This window comes from Streptomyces chattanoogensis, assembly GCF_001294335.1.
GTDB lineage: Bacteria > Actinomycetota > Actinomycetes > Streptomycetales > Streptomycetaceae > Streptomyces > Streptomyces chattanoogensis.
The window spans coordinates 599,541-619,563 of sequence record NZ_LGKG01000001.1 but is presented as its reverse complement, the minus strand read 5'-3'; the positions used below and the strand labels follow the sequence as shown (position 1 = coordinate 619,563).

Sequence of the window (20,023 nt, the reverse complement as noted above, 5' to 3'; positions counted from 1 at the left end):
GCCCTGCCCGCCGCTCCCGGACATGCTGGGCACATGATCGATTCCACCGAAGGGCTCATCGACCGGTTCCTCCTGTCCAGCGCCGGGTTCGAACGGCGGCTGCGAGCAGTGCAGTCCGGGCAATGGATCCGGCCAACTCCCTGCTCGGAGTGGAACGTTCGGGACCTGGCCAACCACATGACCCGCGGCAACCTCAACTACATCGGTCTGCTGCAGGGCGGCACCCGTACGGACTTCCTGCGCCTGCGGGACGTCGACGCGCTGGGCGACGATCCGGTGGGCGCGTACGCCCGGTCCGTACGGGACTGCGCCGCGGCGTTCGACGAACCCGGTGCCTTGCAGCGGGTTCTCGACTACCCCCTGGGGCGGGTGACCGGGCGGCAGGCGCTTGCCGTACGGCTCACGGACAGCACCGTGCACACCTGGGATCTGGCGCGGGCCCTCGGCACGGACGACACCCTCGACGCCGGTCTGGTCGCATGGATCGACGACCATCTCGCCGAGATCTACGCAGGCCTGGCGGTGTTTCCCACCGCGGCCGAAACCACCCACCGGTTCTTCGCCGCTCCCGAGGGCGTACCCGATCAGGACACATCGCGGCAGGACCGGCTGTTGCACCGGATGGGCAGGCGAGCCGACTGGCCCCACGCGCCTGAACACCGTCACTGAGGCCCGCACACCGCGCCGGTCACCCCTCCAGCAACGCCGGTGCCAGCTCCCGGAGTTGGCCGAGGCCCAGGCCGCGGTTGGCGGCCACCGGCTGGATGGCCACATGGTCGGCGCCCGCGTCGTGGTGTTCCTGCACCCGGCGCCGGATCGCGTCCGCGTCGCCCCAGGCCACGATCGCGTCGACCAGCCGGTCGCTGCCGCCGCCGGTGAAGTCGTCGTCCTCGAAGCCGAGTCGGCGCAGGCTGTTCACGTAATTCGGCAGGGCGAGATAGAAGCCGAGGTGGTGCTCCCGGGCCAGCGCACGGGCCGCCGTCGGGTCGGACTCCAGCAGCACGGCCTGTTCGGGGGCGAGCAGCGGCCCGGCTCCAAGGACCTCGCGGGCCTGAGCCGTGTGCGCCGGGGACACGAAGTACGAGTGGACGCCCGCGGCCCGCTCGGCGGCCAGTTCCAGCATCTTGGGGCCGAGCGCCGCCAGGACGCGCGCGAACGGCCGCTCGCCCACGGGAGCGCCGTACGGGGCCGCGTCCATCGCGCCGAGATAGTCCCGCATCGCGGCGAGCGGCTTGGCGTACGCATGGCCGCGTCCGTTCACCTGCGGGGCGTGGCTGGCCCCGAGGCCCAGCAGGAAGCGGCCGTCGTACGCCTCGGCCAGGGTGTGCGCGGCGGCGTTCATCGCCGTGGCGTCCCGTACCCAGATGTTGGCGATACCGGTGGCGACGGTGATCCGCTCGGTGGCCGCCAGGAGCAGACCGGCGTGACTGAACGCCTCCTTGGTCGCCTGGGCCTCGCCGAACCACAGGGCGCCGTAGCCCAGTTGCTCGATCTCGGCCGCCGCCTGACGTGCCGTGGCGGCCGAAACCAGGCCGAGTCCGCCGTGCCAGACGCCGACCCGGCCGATCTGCGAAGCGAGAGCGTGCTGCTGCACCGTTCCTCCAGTGTCCCGGGGATGAAGATCCATCCCCCTTCACAGCGCTGGGTACCGGCACGGCATTCCCGTACGACAGAGCGGCCGCCCCTCCGAGGAGGGACGGCCGCTCGGCGCAACAGGGAGGCGAGGGTCAGCCCTCGACCCCCAGCTTCTCCAGGATCAGCTCGCGCACCCGCGCCGCGTCCGCCTGGCCGCGCGTGGCCTTCATGACCGCGCCGACCAGGGCGCCGGCCGCGGCGACCTTGCCGCCGCGGATCTTGTCGGCGATGGCGGCGTTGGCCGCGATGGCCTCGTCGACGGCGGTGCCCAGGGCACCCTCGTCGGAGACGACCTTCAGGCCGCGCTTCTCGACGACGGTGTCCGGGTCGCCCTCGCCGGCGAGCACGCCCTCGAAGGTCTGGCGGGCCAGCTTGTCGTTGAGGGAACCCTCGGCGACCAGCGCGGCGATCCGCGCGACCTGCTCCGGCGTGATCGCCAGCGCGGCCAGTTCCACGCCGTCCTCGTTGGCGCGGCGGGCCAGCTCGCCCATCCACCACTTACGGGCCGCGGCGGAGTCCGCACCGGCGTCGACGGTGGCGGTGATCAGGTCGACCGCGCCCGCGTTGAGGATGGACTGCATGTCATGCTCGCTGATCCCCCACTCCTCGCGGAGCCGGTTGCGGCGGAGGCGCGGCAGCTCGGGCAGGGTCGCGCGCAGTTCCTCGACCCACTCACGGGAGGGGGCCACCGGCACCAGGTCCGGCTCGGGGAAGTAGCGGTAGTCCTCGGCCTCTTCCTTGACGCGGCCGGACGTCGTGGAGCCGTCCTCCTCGTGGAAGTGGCGGGTCTCCTGGATGATCGTGCCGCCGGACGACAGCACCGCGGCGTGGCGCTGGATCTCGAAGCGGGCGGCGCGCTCCACGGAGCGCAGGGAATTGACGTTCTTGGTCTCCGAGCGCGTACCGAACTTCTGGGTGCCGTTCGGGCGCAGCGACAGGTTCACGTCGCAGCGCATCTGGCCCATTTCCATCCGGGCCTCGGAGACGCCCAGCGCCTTGATGAGCTCGCGCAGCTCGGCGACGTACGCCTTGGCGACCTCGGGGGCCCGCTCGCCCGCGCCCTCGATGGGCTTGGTGACGATCTCGATGAGCGGGATGCCGGCGCGGTTGTAGTCCAGGAGGGAGTGCCGGGCACCGTGGATACGGCCGGTGGCACCGCCGACGTGCGTCGACTTGCCGGTGTCCTCCTCCATGTGGGCGCGCTCGATCTCGACGCGGAAGACCTCCCCATCCTCGAGCTGTACGTCGAGGTAGCCGTCGAAGGCGATCGGCTCGTCGTACTGCGAGGTCTGGAAGTTCTTCGGCATGTCCGGATAGAAGTAGTTCTTCCGGGCGAAACGGCACCACTCGGCGATGGTGCAGTTCAGGGCCAGGCCGATCTTGATGGCGGACTCGACGCCGGTCGCGTTGACGACGGGCAGCGAGCCGGGCAGGCCCAGGCAGGTGGGGCAGGTCTGCGAGTTGGCGTCCTGCTTGAGCTCGGTGGAGCAGCCGCAGAACATCTTGGTCTTGGTGCCGAGTTCGACGTGCACCTCGAGCCCCATGACGGGGTCGTAGGCGGCCAGCGCGTCCTCGTACGACACCAGGTCGGTGACAGTCACGGTGAAACTAACCTCTCAGGTCCGGCGCCGGGTCAGTCCGCGAGGACGTCGTCGTCGCTGAGACGGCGCAGTTCGCGGATGAGCAGGGCGACACCGGTGACGATGGCGGCGGCGGAGACGACGGCGTCGACCAGCTGGAGCGTGTCCTGCTCCGTCCTGGCCTTCTTCGCCTGCTTGACGACGCTCACCGCGCCGAACAGCGTGGTGCCGATGGACAGATACGTACCGGGCTTGGACTTCTTGAAGCCCTTGGCCTTGGCAAGCTTTCCACTCACAGTGCAGGTGCCTCCTCGAGCAGCGGGTGGCCCCAGCGCTCGGTGAACGCGGCCTCGACCGCGGCACCGACCTTGTAGAGCCGGTCGTCCTTCATGGCAGGGGCAATGATCTGGAGACCCACCGGCAGCCCGTCCTCGGGAGCCAGGCCGCAGGGCAGCGACATGGCTGCGTTGCCGGCCAGGTTGGTGGGGATCGTGCACACATCGGCGAGGTACATCGCCATCGGGTCGTCGGTGCGCTCGCCGATCGGGAAGGCGGTGGTCGGCGTGGTCGGCGAAACGATCACATCGACCTGCTCGAAGGCCTTCTCGAAGTCGCGGGTGATCAGCGTCCGCACCTTCTGGGCGCTGCCGTAGTACGCGTCGTAGTAGCCGGAGCTGAGCGCGTACGTACCGAGCATGATGCGGCGCTTGACCTCGGGGCCGAAGCCGGCCTCACGGGTGAGCGCGGTGACGTCCTCGGCGGACTTCGTGCCGTCGTCGCCGACCCGCAGGCCGTAGCGCATGGCGTCGAAGCGGGCCAGGTTGGAGGAGCACTCGGACGGCGCGATCAGGTAGTACGCGGACAGCGCCAGGTCGAAGGACGGGCAGTCCAGCTCGACGATCTCGGCGCCCAGCTCCTTCAGCAGCGCGACCGACTCGTCGAAGCGCTGGATCACGCCGGCCTGGTAACCCTCGCCGCGGAACTGCTTGACGACGCCGACCCGCATGCCCTCGACGCTGCCGTTGCGGGCCGCCTCGACGACCGGCGGTACGGGGGCGTCGATGGAGGTGGAGTCGAGGGGGTCGTGTCCGGCGATCGCCTCGTGGAGCAGCGCCGCGTCCAGGACCGTACGGGCGCAGGGGCCGCCCTGGTCCAGGGAGGACGAGAAGGCGACCATGCCGTAGCGGGAGACGCCGCCGTAGGTGGGCTTGACGCCGACGGTGCCGGTGACGGCGGCGGGCTGGCGGATGGAGCCGCCGGTGTCGGTGCCGATGGCGAGCGGGGCCTGGAAGGAGGCGAGGGCGGCGCTGGAGCCGCCGCCCGACCCGCCGGGGATCTTGGTCAGGTCCCAGGGGTTGCCGGTCGGCCCGTAGGCGCTGTTCTCGGTGGAGGACCCCATGGCGAACTCGTCCATGTTGGTCTTGCCGAGGATGATGACGTCGGCGGCCTTGAGCTTCTTGGTCAGGGTCGCGTCGTACGGGGGGAGCCAGCCCTCGAGGATCTTGGAACCCACGGTGGTGGGCACGCCCTCGGTCGTGAAGATGTCCTTGAGCGCGAGCGGGACGCCGGCCAGCGGGCCGAGCTTCTCGCCGCGGGCCTTCTTCTCGTCCACGGCGCGGGCCTGCGCGAGCGCGCCCTCGCGGTCGATGTGCAGGAAGGCGTGCACCTTCTCGTCGACGGCCTCGATGCGGGCCAGGTGGGCCTCGGTCACCTCGACGGCGGTGAGCTCGCCGGAGGCGATCTTCGCCGCGATCTCGGCGGCGGTGAGCTTGATCAGGTCTGCCATGTCGGTCACTCCTCGCCCAGGATCTGCGGCACCTTGAAACGCTGCTGCTCCTGGGCCGGGGCGCCGGAGAGCGCCTGCTCGGGGGTCAGCGACGGACGGACCTCGTCCGGCCGCATGACATTGGTCAGGGGCAGCGGGTGGGAGGTCGGCGGTACGTCTTGGTCGGCGACCTCGGAGACGCGGGCGACCGCGCCGATGATGTCGTCGAGCTGTCCGGCGAAGTGGTCGAGCTCTTCTGCCTTCAGCTCCAGACGTGCCAGCCGGGCGAGGTGGGCGACCTCCTCGCGCGTGATGCCAGGCATGCAGCGATCCTCTGGTGTTCTGGGCGGAGTGTTCCGGGCGGAGCGTTCCAGGAGTGTTCCGCGTGGAGTGGCGGAACGTCCGGGCGACTGCTCCCGTGCTCCGCTGCTCCGCTTACTCCTGTGAACGTTTTCCGGCCCAATCCTATGGCGTGCGGGAGAGCGGTCCGAAACGCATTACGTGCGGCGGTGCGGAAAGCATGGGCGCGCCCGTACGGGGCCTAGGCGCCCTCGGGCGCCGGAGGGCCGGGCTCGGCCGCCGGAGGGCCGGGCTCGGCCGCCGGTGGGCCGGCCTCGGTGGGGTCGTCGGACCCGTCGGACCCGGCGTCCGTGGTGCCGGGGTCGGCGGACCCATCGGCCGGGTCCTGCGGAGGCTGGTCCTGCTCAGGCTGTTCCTGCTCAGGCTGTTCCTGCGAGGTTTCTTCGGAGCGGGGACACGGGACGGCCGATGGCCGGGTCGTCAGTTCAGGACCTGTCCCGAAGGGCTTTGTGCTGCCTTCTCCGCCGCCAGGGCGGCCGTCTCCGATTCGCGCTGCCAGCCGCGCTCGCCGCGGGCCCGTAGCCACGCCGTGGTTTCGTCCGGTGGCATCGCGGCGGCCACCAGCCAGCCCTGTACGGCGTCACAGCCCAGGTCCCGCAGCCGCTCCCAGGTCTCGTCGTCCTCGACGCCCTCGGCGACGACCAGGAGGCCGAGGGAATGGGCGAGGTCGAGGGTGCAGCGGACGATCTCGGCGTCCTCGGTGTCGACGGCCAGCCGGGCCACGAACGAGCGGTCGATCTTGAGCTCGCTGACCGGGAGGCGCCGCAGATGGACGAGGGAGGAGTAGCCGGTGCCGAAGTCGTCCAGAGACATCTTCACGCCGTGGGCGGTGAGGCCGGCGAGGGTGTCGGCGGCGCGCTGCGGGTCCTCCAGGAGGACATGTTCGGTTATCTCCAGCTGGAGCGCACCCGGTGGGACGCGATGTCGGGCCAGCCGGGCGGCGACCGCCCCGGCGAAGCCCGGGGAGTGCACATCGCGCGGGGAGACATTGACCGCGACCGGCACCTCGAGGCCCATCGCGCGCCAGCGCGCCACCTGGGCGAGGGCCGTCTCCAGGACGTACTCCGTCAGCCGGGGCATCAGCCCGGAGGACTCGGCGATGGCGATGAATTCGTCCGGCGGGACTCTGCCGCGGTCCGGGTGTACCCAGCGGACCAGTGCCTCCAGCCCGGCGACATGCCCGTCGAAGCCGACCTTGGGCTGGTAGTGCAGCTCGACGTCGCCGGCGTCCAGGGCGCGGCGCAGATCACCCAACAGGCCGAGCCGGTCGGGGGTGTTGCCGTCCCGCTTGGCCTCGTACAGCTCGACGCCGCTGCGGTCCCGCTTGGCCTGGTACATCGCCACGTCGGCGCGGCGCAGCAGCCCTTCGGCGTCCAGGGCGTGGTCGGGGAAGACGGCGACCCCCGCGCTGGCTTCCAGGACGAGGGTCAGGCCGTCGAGGTCCAGCGGGGACCCCAGGGCGGCCACGAGATGGCGGGCCACGCGCTGGGAGCTGGTGAGGGAGTCGGTGGTGGGCAGGAGGACGGCGAATTCGTCGCCGCCGAGCCGGGCCGCCTCGGAGCCGCGGGGCAGGGCGTGCCGCAGCCGGTCGGCGATCTGCAGGAGCAGGCGGTCGCCGGCGAGGTGGCCGAGGGTGTCGTTGACGGAGCGGAAGCGGTCCAGGTCGATCAGGACGAGGGCGGAGCGGGCACCGATGCGCTCGGCGTCGTCCAGCGCGGACCAGGTGCGCTCCAGGAGCCACTGGCGGTTGGGCAGTTTGGTGAGCGGGTCGCGCAGCTGTTCCTCGGCGCGGGCGCGGGCGATCCACAGGGTGGAGTCCAGGGCGATCAGCGGTACGGCGAAGAGCGGCAGCAGCAGCGGTGCGTGGACGGCGCAGACGGCGATCAGCGGGGAGATGCCGAGCAGCGCGATGCCGACGAGGACCTGGCGCACTACGGCCGTTCGGGCGACGGTGGGCAGCCCGCCGGTGCGCGGCGCCAGCGTGAACCAGAGCAGGGCGCGGCTGACGAGGAGGTAGACCCCGGCCGCGGTGAGCACTTCGGGCAGGACGCTCAGGTTCCATGCCTCGGGGTCCAGGGGCGGCGGACGGTGGCGTCGATGCCGAACACGGCCAGGCCGAGCGCGGCGGCGCCGATGCCGAGGATGTCCACGGCGCCGTGCAGCACGGCCTGCCGCCAGCGGTGCCGGCGGGCGGCGCCCACCAGGACGACGACCGCGAGGCTGACGAGGGTGGCGGGCACCCAGCCGTACAGGAGCAGCACGGCAAGGGCGAGGGCGGCGCCGGAGCCGGTGCCGCCCCACCAGCGGTCCCGGCCGAGGGCGACCAGGTGGCCGACGATGATGCCGGTGAGGATCGCCAGCGACCAGCCGACGGATCCTCCCGGGAACAGCGCATCACCGTCGCCGAGGGTACTGATGACGCCCGCGGCGAGCGCGAGGCCCGCCACGACGAGGATGCCCGCGGGCAGCGCGGGCACGACGAACCGCTGGAGCCGCGACGCCGGAGCGGCGCTGTCGGTCGGTTTCATTCCGATCCCTCTCACAGCCGGCTGTGCCCGCGCCACGGCAGGCGCACACCTCAACAGTAGGCCGCCTAAGGCCGCAACGGGCAGCGATCGGCAGCGGTTGCCCGAATGCGACCTGGCATCCCGGCGGGATCTGGTATGCGCCAGTGGGGTGATTTCTCACTCCTCCTCAGGCGGCGTGACTGCTACCGCTCGTGCGGCCTCGGGACCCTGTTCCAGCAGCACCGCGAAGCCGTCATCGTCCAGTACAGGCACCTTCAACTGCATGGCCTTGTCGTACTTCGAACCCGGGTTGTCACCCACCACCACGAAACCGGTCTTCTTCGAAACAGAACCGGTCACCTTCGCTCCGAGAGCCTGGAGGGTTTCTTTCGCGCCATCTCTGGTGTGTGACTGGAGTGTGCCCGTTACCACGACGGTGACGCCTTCCAGCGGACGCGGGCCCTCCTCACCCGTTTGCTCCTCCTCCATCCGGACACCGGCCGCCCGCCACTTCTCGATGATCTGCTGGTGCCATTCCTCGGCGAACCATTCCTTGAGCGCGGCCGCGATGGTCGGTCCGACGCCCTCGGTGGCGGCCAGCTCCTCCTCGGTGGCCTGCTCGATCCGCTCCAGGGAACGGAATTCGCGGGCGAGGGCCTGGGCGGCGACCGGGCCGACATGACGGATCGACAGGCCGTTGATGATCCGGGCCAGGGGCCTGTCCTTGGCCTTCGCGATGTTCTCCAGCATCGCGAGGGCGTTCTTCTTCGGTTCGCCCTTCTGGTTGGCGAAGACCGTGACGACCTTCTCGTTGCCCGTCTTGGGGTCGCGCTTGGGCAGTCCGCTGTCCTTGTCGAGGACGTATGCCTTGATGGGCAGCAGGTCCTCGATGGTCAGGTCGAAGAGGTCGCCCTCGTCGGCCAGCGGAGGGGTGGCGGGCTCCAGCGGTCCGGTGAGCGCCGCGGCGGCGACCTCGCCGAAGTTCTCGATGTCCAGGCACTCCCGGCCGGCGAGATAGGAGACCCGCTCCCTCAACTGGGCAGGGCAGGTACGCGCGTTGGGACAGCGCAGGTCGATATCGCCTTCCTTCATGGCCCGCAGCGGCGTACCGCACTCGGGGCATTCGGTGGGCATCACGAACTCGCGCTCGCTGCCGTCCCGCAGGTCGACGACCGGGCCGAGGATCTCCGGGATCACGTCACCGGCCTTGCGCAGCACCACCGTGTCCCCGATGAGCACGCCCTTGGCCTTGACGACCTCCTGGTTGTGCAGCGTGGCGAACTCGACCTCGGAGCCCGCGACGGTGACCGGCTCGACCTGTGCGTACGGCGTCACGCGGCCCGTGCGGCCGACGCCCACCTTGATGTCGACCAGCTTGGTGTTGACCTCCTCCGGCGGATACTTCCAGGCGATCGCCCAGCGCGGCGCGCGCGCCGTGGAGCCGAGCCGGCCCTGAAGCGGGATCTCGTCGAGCTTGACGACCACACCGTCGATCTCGTGCTCGACAGCCGTGCTGCGGGTCACCGGGTCGCCGTAGTGGGCGATGAACGCGCGCACCGCCTCCAGGGAGTCGACGACCTGGGCGTGCGCCGCCGTCGGCAGGCCCCATTCGTGCAGCAGCTCATAGGCCTGCGACTGGCGGTCGATGACGAAGCCCTCGCGGGCGCCGACGCCGTGGACGACCATGTGGAGCGGGCGGGTCGCCGTGACCTTGGGGTCCTTCTGGCGGAGCGAACCGGCCGCGGCGTTACGGGGGTTGGCGAACGGCGGCTTGCCGTCGGCCACCAGGCGGGCGTTGAGCTCGAGGAACTTCTCCATCGGGAAGTAGACCTCCCCGCGCACCTCGACCAGCTCGGGGATCCGGTCGCCCTTCAGGCGGTGCGGGATCTCGGCGATGGTGCGGACGTTGGGGGTGATGTCCTCGCCGGTGCGGCCGTCACCGCGGGTCGCGGCGCGGGTGAGCCGGCCGTGTTCGTAGGTGAGGTTGACCGCCAGGCCGTCGACCTTCAGCTCGCACAGGAAGTGGTATCCGGCGCTCTTGGGGGCGCCGCCCAGCTCGGTCGCGATCCGCTCGGCCCAGGCCGCCAACTCGTCGTTGTCGAAGGCGTTGTCCAGGGAGAGCATCCGCTCGCGGTGTGCGACCTCGGTGAATTCCGTGGCGTACGAGCCGGCCACCTTCTGCGTCGGCGAATCCGGCGTGCGCAGCGCGGGGTGCTCGTCCTCCATCGCCTCCAGGGCGCGCAGCAGCTTGTCGAACTCCGCGTCGCTGATGACCGGGGCGTCCTTCACGTAGTAACGGAAGCGGTGCTCCTCGATCTGCTCAGCGAGCTGCGCGTGCTTCTCCCGCGCCGCTGCGGGCACATCGGATACCGCTGCGTGCTGTTCGCCAGCCACCGTCTTGTCCTCCCGTGGTCCGTGAGTGCCGTCACTCAGGGTTGTCTGCGAGCGATCTCGCCGCCCGGACGCAGTGAGCGAGGACCGAGCGGGCATATGCGGGTGAAGCGCCCGCGAGCCCGCACGACGGAGTGACGACCACGGACTCGGCGAGAGTCCCCGGTGTCAGCCCCAGCCTGCGCCACAGCGTCCTGACACCCATGACGCTACCGGCAGGGTCTGACAATCGGCCGTCCACACCCGGCACCACGCCCGCGAACAGCGCCGTACCGCCCTCGACGGCCTCCCCGATCGCCTCCTCCTCACGCTCGGTGAGCAGTGCGAAATCGAACGAGATGCCCGCGGCACCGGCCCGCCGCAGCAGGGCGAACGGCACCTGAGGCGCACATGAGTGGACGACGACCGGCCCGCCCCCGGCGGCCCCGACAAGATCACGCAGCGCGCCCTCGACCACGGCCCGGTCCACGGCCCGGTGGGTGCGATAGCCGCTGGCGGTCTTCACCCGCCCCTGGAGCACCGCGGTCAGCGACGGCTCGTCCAGCTGCAGCACGACCTCGGCACCGGGCACCCGCCGCCGTACGTCCGCCAGATGCGCGCGCAGCCCCTCCGCGAGGGACGCCGCGAGATCCCGGCAGGCTCCGGGGTCGCCGAGCGCCGCCTCGCCGTTGCGCAGCTCCAGGGCGGTGGCCAGCGTCCACGGGCCGACCGCCGAGACCTTCAGCGGCCCCTCGTACCCCTGGGTGAACTCCTCCAGGGCGTCGAGGTCTTCGCCGAGCCAGGCGCGGGCGCGGCGGGTGTCGCGCCCCGGCCGGTCACTGATCCGCCAGCCGCTGGGCTCCACATGGGCGTAGACCTCGACGAGCATCCCGATGGTCCGCCCGATCATGTCGGCGCCGGGCCCCCGGGCCGGCAGCTCCGGCAGGTACGGGAAGGCCTCCAGCGACCCGGTGACGGTCTTCGCCGCTTCCCGCGCGTCGCCGCCCGGCATCGAGCCGATGCCGGTCGCCGCGCCGGCGGCCCACTTGTGCGTGCTGTTCGTGCTCACCCAGAGAGGGTATGCGGCGGGGCGGGGTGGGTGAGGAGGGGCGGGTGGGGCGGGGTGCTGCTCCCAGGCGGTCCGGTGCGCCGCCGGGCGACCCGCCCCCGCCCCGTACGCCGCCGGGCGCTCAGCCCCGCTCTCGTACGCCCAGCCACCCCACGACCGCCGCGGCCCCCAGCGCGACCGCCGTCAGCGCGAAGGCGACGGTCGCGCCCCGATAGCCGCCGCCCGCCCCGGTGAGCACCGCACCCATACCGGCGATGCCGACCAGCGAGCCGACCTGGCGGTTGGCGTTCAGCGTCGCACTGGCGATATCGGCGTGTTCCCGGCCGGCGGCAGCCATCAGGGCGCCGGTCATCGCCGGGGAGCTGATGCCGCTGCCGATGTTGGTGAGGGCCAGGACCACCGCGAGCGCCCAGTACGGCAGACCGGGCGAGAGGACCAGGAACAGCACCGTGTACCCCGCGGCGGAGACCGCCAGGGAGGCGGCGAGCGCCGTCCGGTTGCCGATGCGCAGCCCGAAGCGGGCGTAGAGCATGTTGCCGAGCGGGATGACCAGGACGGCCGGCAGCATCTGCGCCCCGGCCGTGACCGGGTCGGCGCCCCGGGCCGTCTGGAGGAACAGGCCGAGGACGAACAGCGCCCCGTAGAAGGCGAAGTTGAAGAGGAAGCCGATGGCGTTGGCGGCGGCGAAGCGCCCGTCCGCGAAGAGTGCGACCGGCAGGATCGGGGTCCGTGCGGCCCGTTCCCGTACGGCGAATCCGGCCGCGGCCAGCACCGCTACCGCGAACGCCGCCAGCACCCAGACCGAGGTCCAGCCCCGCTCGGGCCCCTCGATGAGCCCGTAGCTGAGCGAGCCGAGCGCCAGCAGCCCCAGGACGTGTCCGCCGGCGCCCAGCGCGGAGCGGCGTCCCGGTACGGCCGCGATCACCCGCGGGGTGAGCAGCAGCGCGACGATGCCGATGGGCAGGTTGACCAGGAAGATGCTGCGCCAGCCGAGGGTGCCGACCAGGAGGCCGCCGATGGAGGGGGCCAGCCCGATGGACGTCGAGACGATCGCCGACCAGATGCCCAGGATCTTCGCCCGGCGGGCCGGCTCGGGGAAAGCGTTCATCAGCAGGGACAGCGAGCTGGGCATGAAGAGCGCCGCACCCACCCCCTGGGCGAAGCGGGCCGCCACCAGGACGGCACCGTTGGGCGCGGCGGCGCCCAGCAGGGACGCGGCGGTGAACGCCGCGAGCCCGACGAGATAGATCCGCCGGGCCCCGAACCGCTTGGCCAGCGACCCGGCGAGCAGCAGCAGCGCCGCGAAGGCCAGCACATAGCCGTCGACGACCCAGGTCAGGTCCGACATGGACAGGCCGAGGCGGGCGCCCAGGTCGTGCGAGGCGACGTTCATGATGCCGGTGTCCAGGCTCGCCATCACGAACCCGAGGGCCAGGACGAGGAGTTGGAGTCCGCCGCGGGGCGTTTCGCGGGCCGGTCGGGAGGGGTGCGCCTGGGTCGCCGCCGTGCGCGCGGCCGCCGTCTTGGTGATCATGTATTTAGTTAAAGCTGTAGCTATCTCCGCCCGCAATAATTACAGCTATAACTTTACTGAACCCATACGAAAGGAACCCATACGAAAGAGGCCCCGGGGCGCACCCCCAGGGCCTCCGTCGGTCACACCGTCACCGTCGGCGGGTCACTCGCCCCGCCCCAACGCCTTCAGCAGGTCATCGCGCAGCGCGGCGCGCTCCTCGTGCGAAAGATGATCGAGCGGCGACTCCGTACCCATCCGCCGCAGCAGATCCAGCCGCAACTCCCGCCCCGCCTCGGTCAGTACGAGCTGCTTGGCCCGCCCGTCCAGCGGATGCGGCCGGCGCTCCACCATGCCCTGTTTCTCCAGCTTGGAGATGACATAGGTGACATTGGGAGGCTCACAGCACAGCACCCCGGCCAGCTCCCGCGCGGTCCTCGGTTCACCGAGCTCCTCCAGCGCCTTCGCCTGCGTCGGCGTCAGATCGAGCTCGGCGATCCGGCTGCGCTGATGGGCGTCCAGCCGGCGGCTCAGCTCCGTCACGAGCCCCCGGATCTCCCGGAACCCGCACCCCGCCGCCGCGGTCGCCTTCGCTTCTTCGGTCACCCATGCAGCGTACGTCGCCGCGCGCGGAAAGCGACGGGGCCGGCCGCCGGGACCGGCCCCGCGGGGCTCAGCGCCCCGGCCGCACCGTCACATCGTTGATCTCCGCATCCCGCGGCAGGTCGATGGCGGTAAGGATGGTCGTCGCCACCGACTCCGGGTCGATCCACCGGGACGGGTCGTACTCCTTGCCCTCCTGCTGGTGGACGCTCCCCTGCATCGGCGTCGCCGTACGACCCGGATAGACCGAGGTCACCCGCACGCCGTTGCCGTGCTCCTCCGCGCGCAGCGAGTCGGCCAGCGCCTTGAGGCCGTGCTTGCTCGCCGCGTACCCGCCCCACTGGGCATGCGCATTCAGCCCGGCACCGGAGTTGACGAAGACGACATGCCCCTTGGCGATCCGCACCATCGGCAGCAGCAGCCGGGTGATCTCGGCGGGCGCGACGAGGTTGACCGCGAGCTGACGCTGCCAGGCCTTGGGCGGAAGGTCGCCGACCGCGCCCAGCTCCACGACGCCCGCGATGTGCTGGAGGGAGTCGATACGGTCCGGGAGCGGCTGGTGGCCGAAGGCCCAGGCGAGCTTCTCGGGGTTGGTGAGGTCACCGACGAGCGTGCGGGCACCGGGGAACTGCCCGGCCAGCTCCTTGGCCCGTACGGCGTCCCGCGCCAGCAGCCACAGGTCCTCCCCGCGCTCCGCGAGCCGCCGTGCGACCGCCGCTCCGATGCCCGACCCTGCGCCCGTGATCAAGTGCGTACCCATGGGGCCGATCCTAACGAGGGCCGGGCAAACCGGGCCGGCTGCGGGGCTCGGGCGCTCAGCCCTGTACGCCCGCCTTCTCCTCCAGGTACGCGAGCGCGCCCACGCCGTCCTCCGCGAAGAACACGAGATCGGTGAGCGGAAGGGGCAGGAACCCCTCCGACTCCATCCGCAGGAACTGCTCCTTCAACCCGTCGTAGAAACCGGCGGTGTTCAGCAGGACGACGGGCTTGTCGGTCATACCGTGCTTGCGCAGCTCGAGTATCTCGGTGGCCTCGTCCAGCGTGCCCGTACCGCCGACCATGATGACGATGGCATCGGCACGCGCCAGCAGCTGCGCCTTCCGCTCGGCCAGGTCCTTGGTGACGACCATCTCATCCGCGCCCTCGTAGGCCTTGTGCGCCAGGAACTCCACCGAGACCCCGATCAGCTTCCCGCCCGCCCCGCGCACGCCGTCGGCCATGACCTTCATCAGCCCGGTGTCCGAGCCGCCCCAGACCAGCGCATGGCCGCCCTTGCCGATCAGCTCGGCGAACTGGCGGGCGGGCGTGACATAACGGTCGTCGAGATCGGCGGCGGAGCAGAAAACGCAGATGTTCATACGGTCACGATACGGATCGGGTGGCGGGCGCGGGGCGGTGGACGGGGGCGGTCGTCGGTGGTCGGGGGCGGTGGTCGGTAGTCGGTGGTCGGTGGTCATCCAGATCGGGCCGTTGGGTCAGCCTCCTCAGATCAGTCCCTGGTCCAGCATCGCGTCCGCGACCCGCTCGAACCCGGCGATGTTCGCGCCCGCGACATAGTCACCGGGCCGCCCGAACCGCTCGGCCGTCTCATCACAGGTCTTGTGGATCCCCCGCATGATGGCCGCGAGCTCCTCCTCCGTCCGCTCGAACGCCCATGACTCCCGCGACGCGTTCTGCCGCATCTCCAGCGCGCTGGTCGCGACCCCGCCGGCATTGGCGGCCTTCGCCGGGCCGAAGGCCACCCCGGCCTCCTTCAGCAGCGTCACCGCCTCCGGTGTGGTCGGCATGTTCGCCCCCTCGGAGACCGCCTTGACGCCATGGCGGATCAGGATCCGGGCGGCGTCCGCGTCCAGCTCGTTCTGGGTGGCCGACGGCAGCGCCACGTCGCAGGCCACGTCCCACACCCGACCGCCGGGCACATAGGTGGCCGACACCCCGCGGCGCTCGGCGTACTCGGCGACCCGGCCCCGCTCGACCTCCTTGATCTGCCGGAGCAGCGCCAGGTCGATGCCCTTCTCATCGACGACATAGCCGCCCGAGTCCGAACAGGTCAGCACATGCGCACCGAGCGCCTGCGCCTTCTCGATCGTGTAGATCGCGACATTGCCGGACCCGGAGACCACGACCTGCTGGCCGTCGAGCTCCTCGCCGCGCCGCTTGAGCATCTCCTGGGTGAAGAGCACATTGCCGTAACCGGTGGCCTCCGTACGGGCCTTGGAACCGCCCCATCCCAGGCCCTTGCCGGTCAGCACCCCGGCCTCCCAGCGGTTGGTGATCCGCCGGTACTGGCCGAAGAGATAGCCGATCTCCCGGCCGCCGACCCCGATATCGCCCGCCGGGACGTCCGTGTGCTCGCCCAGATGGCGGTGCAGCTCCGTCATGAACGACTGGCAGAACCGCATCACTTCGGCATCCGACCTGCCGTGCGGATCGAAGTCACTGCCGCCCTTGCCGCCGCCGATGCTCAGCCCGGTAAGGGAATTCTTGAAGATCTGCTCGAAGCCGAGGAACTTCACGATCCCCAGATTCACCGACGCATGGAATCTCAGGCCGCCCTTGTACGGGCCGAGGGCACTGTTGAACTCGACCCGGAAACCCCGATTGATGTGAACGGCGCCGGAATCGTCCTGCCAGGGGACCCGGAACATGATCTGCCGCTCCGGCTCACAGAGCCGCTCGAGCACTCTCGCCTCGACGAACTCCGGACGGGCCGCCAGCACGGGGGCCAGCGTCTCCAGCACCTCGAGCGTGGCCTGGTGGAATTCCGGCTCCCCGGGATTCCGCCGCACCAGCTCCGCGTGCAGTGTCGCCGGCCCGGCCGTATGAGCGCCGGGACCGACCTCGCTGTGAACACTCGACATGACTTGCGTTCCCTTCGTGGCCGTACGAAAAGCCGCTCCGCCGACCTTACTTGCCGGACCATGGCCGGTCGGTCACCCCACCCGCGCCGTCCGAATCGTTCATCAGTGGAACCCCGGCCGGTGAGGATTGGTTGCATGCCATAAATCCATGGACACGGCGCCGCTGCCGTCGTTACCGTGCGCCCGTGTCCAGCCCCGAGTCCTCAAGACGCTAGCCACCGGTTGTCCGGTGGCCTGTCTCCCCGCAACGCCGCGCCGAAGCGCACAGCTCCGCGCCCTCTTCCGATGAGGCCGTGAAGCCGTGCGGTCGTTTGCGCCGTCGGCGTCGCCCGCTGCCACCGGAACACCGCTCGCCTCACCGATCACCTCGCCGATCGCCTGACTGATCGCATCCCACCGATCACCTCGCCGATCGCTTCACCGATCGCCTCCCGTGGCTGCGGAGTCTTGGAGTCTCGCTGTGCCTTTCGCCCGTGCGGTGCCTGCCGTCCGTGCTGTGCCCTTCACCGTCCATCTGCTGGCCCTGGCAGTCTTCGCCCAGGGCACCTCTGAGTTCATGCTGTCCGGCCTCGTCCCGGACATCGCGCGCGACCTGCACGTGTCCATCCCCGCCGCGGGCGCGCTGACCTCTGCGTTCGCCGTCGGAATGATCATCGGCGCCCCGCTGATGGCCCTCGCGAGCCTGCGCTGGTCACGCCGGCGCGCGCTGCTGACCTTCCTGGTGACCTTCCTGCTCGTGCATATCCTCGGCGCGGTCACGACCGGCTTCGCGGTCCTGCTGGCCACGCGGGTGGTGGCGGCGCTCGCCAACGCCGGGTTCCTGGCGGTGGCCGTGGCAACCGCGACCGCCCTGGCCGCTCCGGATGCCAAGGGCCGGGCCACCTCCGTACTGCTCGGCGGCGTCACCATCGCCTGTGTCGCCGGCGTCCCGGCCGGTGCCTGGCTCGGTCAGCTGTGGGGCTGGCGCTCGGCGTTCTGGGCGGTGGCCCTCGTGTCCGTACCGGCCGTGATCGCGATTCTCCGGTCCGTACCGTCCGACGGCCGCCCCCGCCCCTCCTCCCCTTCCGCCCGCGCGGAACTGCGCTCCCTGCGCAACCCGCGGCTCGTCGTGACCCTGCTCCTCGGCGCCTTGGTCAACGGCGCCACCTTCTGCGCCTACACCTACCTCGCCCCGCTGATCACCACCGTCACCGGGCTCACTTCGACCTGGGTGCCCGGCATGCTGGCGCTCTTCGGCCTGGGGTCGTTCCTGGGTGTCACGGTCGGCGGCCGCTTCGCCGACGCCCGGCCCCTTCTCCTCCTCGCCACCGGCGGACCGGCCCTGCTCCTCGGCTGGGTCACCTTCGCCCTCACGGCCACGCTCCCGGCGGCGACGACCGTACTCGTCCTCCTCCAGGGCACCCTCTCCTTCGCCGTCGGCTCCACGCTGATCTCCCAGGTCCTGTACGTGGCGAAGGAGGCACCCACCCTGGCCGGCAGCTTCGCCACCGCCGCCTTCAACGTGGGCGGCGCCCTCGGTCCCTGGCTGGGCGGCCTCCCCCTCACCGCCGGCCTCGGCTACCGGGCGCCGCTCTGGGTCAGCGCCCTCCTGGTGACGACCGCGCTCGCCGTGGCTGCCGTATCCCACCCGCTACGACGACGGACATCGGCACCCCCGCAGTCCCCGGCGCACCGGTCACCCAGCGGCTGACGCCCCGTACCGGCCCTTGACCGCCGGGCGCTCGGCGGCTTCAGTTGTCGGCCGCGGCCACTTTGGCAGTTGGCGCAACTACCTCCGTCTCGTCGACAGTTGTCGCTTCGGCGGCCCGCTCGATCTCGGCCTTGACCATCTTTTCCATCGGGTCGGCCGAGGTTCCCCCCGCGGCGAACATCGCCACCAGGATGGCCACCACGGTCAGTACGGTGCCGAGCCAGACCATCGTGTGGACCGGCACCGTGTAGGCGCCGATGACCTTGAGCACGCATTCGGTCAGCAGCGCGCTCCCCCATATCGCCGAGAACCTCCGCTCGGCCCGTCGGAAGGGCTCGGAGCCCGCCATCAACCGGTCCCACGCGGCGTTCCCGGCCGCGCTCCCCTTCGTCACCCACGGCTTGAGGCCCGCGGTCATCAGCGGCCGCTTCATGCGTACGGAGATCAGCAGCGCTATTCCGACAGTGCTGCTCACGGCGCTGTCCTTCGCCAGCATCAGCCGCGCATCGCCGGCCATCGTGCTCACTGCCAGCCCCACGACGTTGACGATCAGGATCACCAGTGCCAGGCCGTTGAGACTCCGGTTCTTGACCAGGTCCCACACCGTGCGCAGCGCCGGCACCACGCTGCTCCAGCCCAGTGCCGCCACCGTGCTCAGCCCGAAGCCGTCGCTGAGGACGTAATACGAGGCCACCGGGATACCGGCGTCCACGATCAGTGGTGTGAGGCTCTTCAGAAGGGGGTTGGCGGGTTTGGCATCGGCAGCGGCCGAACCCCGCCGCTCCCCCTCGCTCTGACTCCGACTCTGGCTCTGGCTCTGGCTCTGACTGGTGGTCTGACTCACCGTGAACTCCCCCGAGTTGGGCTATGACCTGCTGCGTCACCGTTCTTCGACGCGTTCAGCTTCGCCCACCGCCCCCACCCCACAACAGAAGCGACTGTCCCGAGATATCCATGACATTTGTCATTGCCCCGGCCCTGCACGACGCAGAACCGCATCCGCGCAGGTCACACCGGAAGCCGTCCGGCGGGAAGGCGGTGGAACGGCACCAGGTTCCGACCGGCCGCCCGGCGGTGCGTCGGACGGCTAACCAAAGAAACCCGGTAGAGAACTCCCACCTACCTACCGCCGCCCCGACAGCGCACATCAGCGAATGCATCAGCGCTGTGCCACCACAACTGGACATGAAACGGCCCCCGGCGGGACTGCCATCCCAACCCGAGGGCCTGATCACGAGGAAGAAATGAGCTTCCCTGATGACTTCTGCGGATTCTAACGCGCCCGCGCGCGTTTCCAGCGGCGTCACACACATCCGTGCGCGCCAGACTGCACACTTCACCATCCTCGCCAACCGCCTTGCGCAGCGCGCCGGTAGCGCGGTCACGGTCGGCGTCGCCGCGTACATCCTGTCGCTCCCGGATGGCGCGCCGATCTCCATTCAGGCGCTGTGCACGCACTTCGCCGAGGGCAAGGTCGTGATCTCGGCGGCGTTACGGGAGTTGGAGGCGGAGGGCTGGCTGGAGCGCCGCGTCGAGCGGGGGCCGCGGGGGCGGGTCGTGACGCGGACCTTTGTGTACGACCTGCCGGGAGCGATGCCGGACGACCAGCCAGGAGCGGTGCCTCAGCCCGGGCCGGAACCCGTCGCCGAGCCCGAGCCGCACCAGGAGCTCGCCCCGAGCCACCGACGGCGCCCGCGCCCCAGGCCACCGACCTCCTGGCCCGTCTCCACCACCGCGACCGCCGCCTCCTCCTCTCCGAGCGGGAGATCGCCGCGCTGGCCCCGGCGGTCACGGAGTGGCTCGACCGGGGCGTAGCCCCCCAGGAGATCACCGCCGCCCTGACCGATCGCCTCCCCGAACCCATCAGGTTCCGCCCGGCCCGCCTGCTGGCTCACCGGCTGGCCGTCCTGCGCCCTCCGACCCATACGAGCCCGCCCCCACGCCGCGACCGTCCCTCCGTCATCCCGCTCCAGAACTGCGACGGCTGCGACCGCGCCTTCCGCGCCGATCGCCCCGGGCGCTGCCGCGGCTGCCGGGCCGACCGGGCGCACGCCCGACCGGCCGCATCAC

The 20,023-nt window shown here is 70.9% G+C and carries 16 protein-coding genes and 1 pseudogene; 3 read left to right on the top strand and 14 right to left on the bottom strand.

Annotated elements, in window-relative coordinates; translation table 11 throughout:
• Window positions 1-33: 33 nt before the first annotated feature.
• Window positions 34-669 (top strand): TIGR03086 family metal-binding protein, encoded by a 636-nt coding sequence (locus tag ADL29_RS02715; RefSeq protein ID WP_053922123.1) that lies wholly within the window; start codon window positions 34-36, stop codon window positions 667-669.
• A gap of 19 nt (window positions 670-688) precedes the next feature.
• Here ADL29_RS02715 and ADL29_RS02710 read toward each other — a convergent pair whose 3' ends face one another.
• From ADL29_RS02710 to gdhA, 13 genes and pseudogenes are all read right to left on the bottom strand, one after another.
• Complete coding sequence (locus ADL29_RS02710) at window positions 689-1,594, bottom strand: LLM class F420-dependent oxidoreductase (protein ID WP_078970670.1); 906 nt, start codon at window positions 1,592-1,594, stop codon at window positions 689-691.
• A 133-nt stretch (window positions 1,595-1,727) separates the two neighbouring features.
• A complete protein-coding gene (gene gatB, locus ADL29_RS02705; protein ID WP_053922121.1) occupies window positions 1,728-3,236 on the bottom strand; it encodes an Asp-tRNA(Asn)/Glu-tRNA(Gln) amidotransferase subunit GatB in 1,509 nt (502 codons plus the stop codon).
• A 32-nt stretch (window positions 3,237-3,268) separates the two neighbouring features.
• The gene (locus ADL29_RS02700) at window positions 3,269-3,511 is read right to left on the bottom strand and encodes a membrane protein (RefSeq protein ID WP_046925874.1); all 243 of its coding nucleotides are present in this window, start codon (window positions 3,509-3,511) and stop codon (window positions 3,269-3,271) included.
• Window positions 3,508-5,001 (bottom strand): Asp-tRNA(Asn)/Glu-tRNA(Gln) amidotransferase subunit GatA, encoded by a 1,494-nt coding sequence (gene gatA / locus ADL29_RS02695; RefSeq protein ID WP_053922120.1) that lies wholly within the window; start codon window positions 4,999-5,001, stop codon window positions 3,508-3,510. Before gatA ends, ADL29_RS02700 begins: the two co-directional genes overlap by 4 nt.
• A gap of 5 nt (window positions 5,002-5,006) precedes the next feature.
• The gene (gene gatC, locus ADL29_RS02690) at window positions 5,007-5,303 is read right to left on the bottom strand and encodes an Asp-tRNA(Asn)/Glu-tRNA(Gln) amidotransferase subunit GatC (protein ID WP_006602950.1); all 297 of its coding nucleotides are present in this window, start codon (window positions 5,301-5,303) and stop codon (window positions 5,007-5,009) included.
• A 457-nt stretch (window positions 5,304-5,760) separates the two neighbouring features.
• Window positions 5,761-7,868: pseudogene (locus tag ADL29_RS02685) on the bottom strand (putative bifunctional diguanylate cyclase/phosphodiesterase).
• Window positions 7,869-8,024: 156 nt separating this feature from the next.
• On the bottom strand, window positions 8,025-10,241 hold the full coding sequence (gene ligA, locus ADL29_RS02680; protein WP_053922119.1) for an NAD-dependent DNA ligase LigA: 2,217 nt from the start codon (window positions 10,239-10,241) through the stop codon (window positions 8,025-8,027).
• 31 nt (window positions 10,242-10,272) lie between these two features.
• On the bottom strand, window positions 10,273-11,286 hold the full coding sequence (locus ADL29_RS02675; protein WP_053922118.1) for a methionine synthase: 1,014 nt from the start codon (window positions 11,284-11,286) through the stop codon (window positions 10,273-10,275).
• 121 nt (window positions 11,287-11,407) lie between these two features.
• Window positions 11,408-12,820, bottom strand: a complete 1,413-nt coding sequence (locus tag ADL29_RS02670; RefSeq protein WP_078970668.1) for an MFS transporter — start codon at window positions 12,818-12,820, stop codon at window positions 11,408-11,410.
• 144 nt (window positions 12,821-12,964) lie between these two features.
• A complete protein-coding gene (locus ADL29_RS02665; RefSeq protein ID WP_053922251.1) occupies window positions 12,965-13,342 on the bottom strand; it encodes a MarR family winged helix-turn-helix transcriptional regulator in 378 nt (125 codons plus the stop codon).
• 130 nt (window positions 13,343-13,472) lie between these two features.
• Window positions 13,473-14,162, bottom strand: coding sequence for an SDR family oxidoreductase (locus ADL29_RS02660; protein ID WP_053922117.1), 690 nt, complete (start codon window positions 14,160-14,162; stop codon window positions 13,473-13,475).
• A 55-nt stretch (window positions 14,163-14,217) separates the two neighbouring features.
• Window positions 14,218-14,760 (bottom strand): LOG family protein, encoded by a 543-nt coding sequence (locus ADL29_RS02655; protein ID WP_053922116.1) that lies wholly within the window; start codon window positions 14,758-14,760, stop codon window positions 14,218-14,220.
• A 126-nt stretch (window positions 14,761-14,886) separates the two neighbouring features.
• Window positions 14,887-16,263, bottom strand: a complete 1,377-nt coding sequence (gdhA, locus tag ADL29_RS02650; protein ID WP_211274229.1) for an NADP-specific glutamate dehydrogenase — start codon at window positions 16,261-16,263, stop codon at window positions 14,887-14,889.
• Between the two features lie 496 nt (window positions 16,264-16,759).
• Here gdhA and ADL29_RS02645 point away from each other — a divergent pair, with 496 nt between their 5' ends.
• Entirely contained in the window at window positions 16,760-17,953 is a 1,194-nt protein-coding gene (locus ADL29_RS02645; RefSeq protein WP_053922249.1) for a Cmx/CmrA family chloramphenicol efflux MFS transporter, read from the top strand.
• Window positions 17,954-17,993: 40 nt separating this feature from the next.
• Here ADL29_RS02645 and ADL29_RS02640 read toward each other — a convergent pair whose 3' ends face one another.
• The gene (locus ADL29_RS02640; RefSeq protein WP_053922248.1) at window positions 17,994-18,689 is read right to left on the bottom strand and encodes a VC0807 family protein; all 696 of its coding nucleotides are present in this window, start codon (window positions 18,687-18,689) and stop codon (window positions 17,994-17,996) included.
• 521 nt (window positions 18,690-19,210) lie between these two features.
• Here ADL29_RS02640 and ADL29_RS02635 point away from each other — a divergent pair.
• Entirely contained in the window at window positions 19,211-19,768 is a 558-nt protein-coding gene (locus ADL29_RS02635; RefSeq protein ID WP_063788371.1) for a GntR family transcriptional regulator, read from the top strand.
• Window positions 19,769-20,023: the final 255 nt, after the last annotated feature.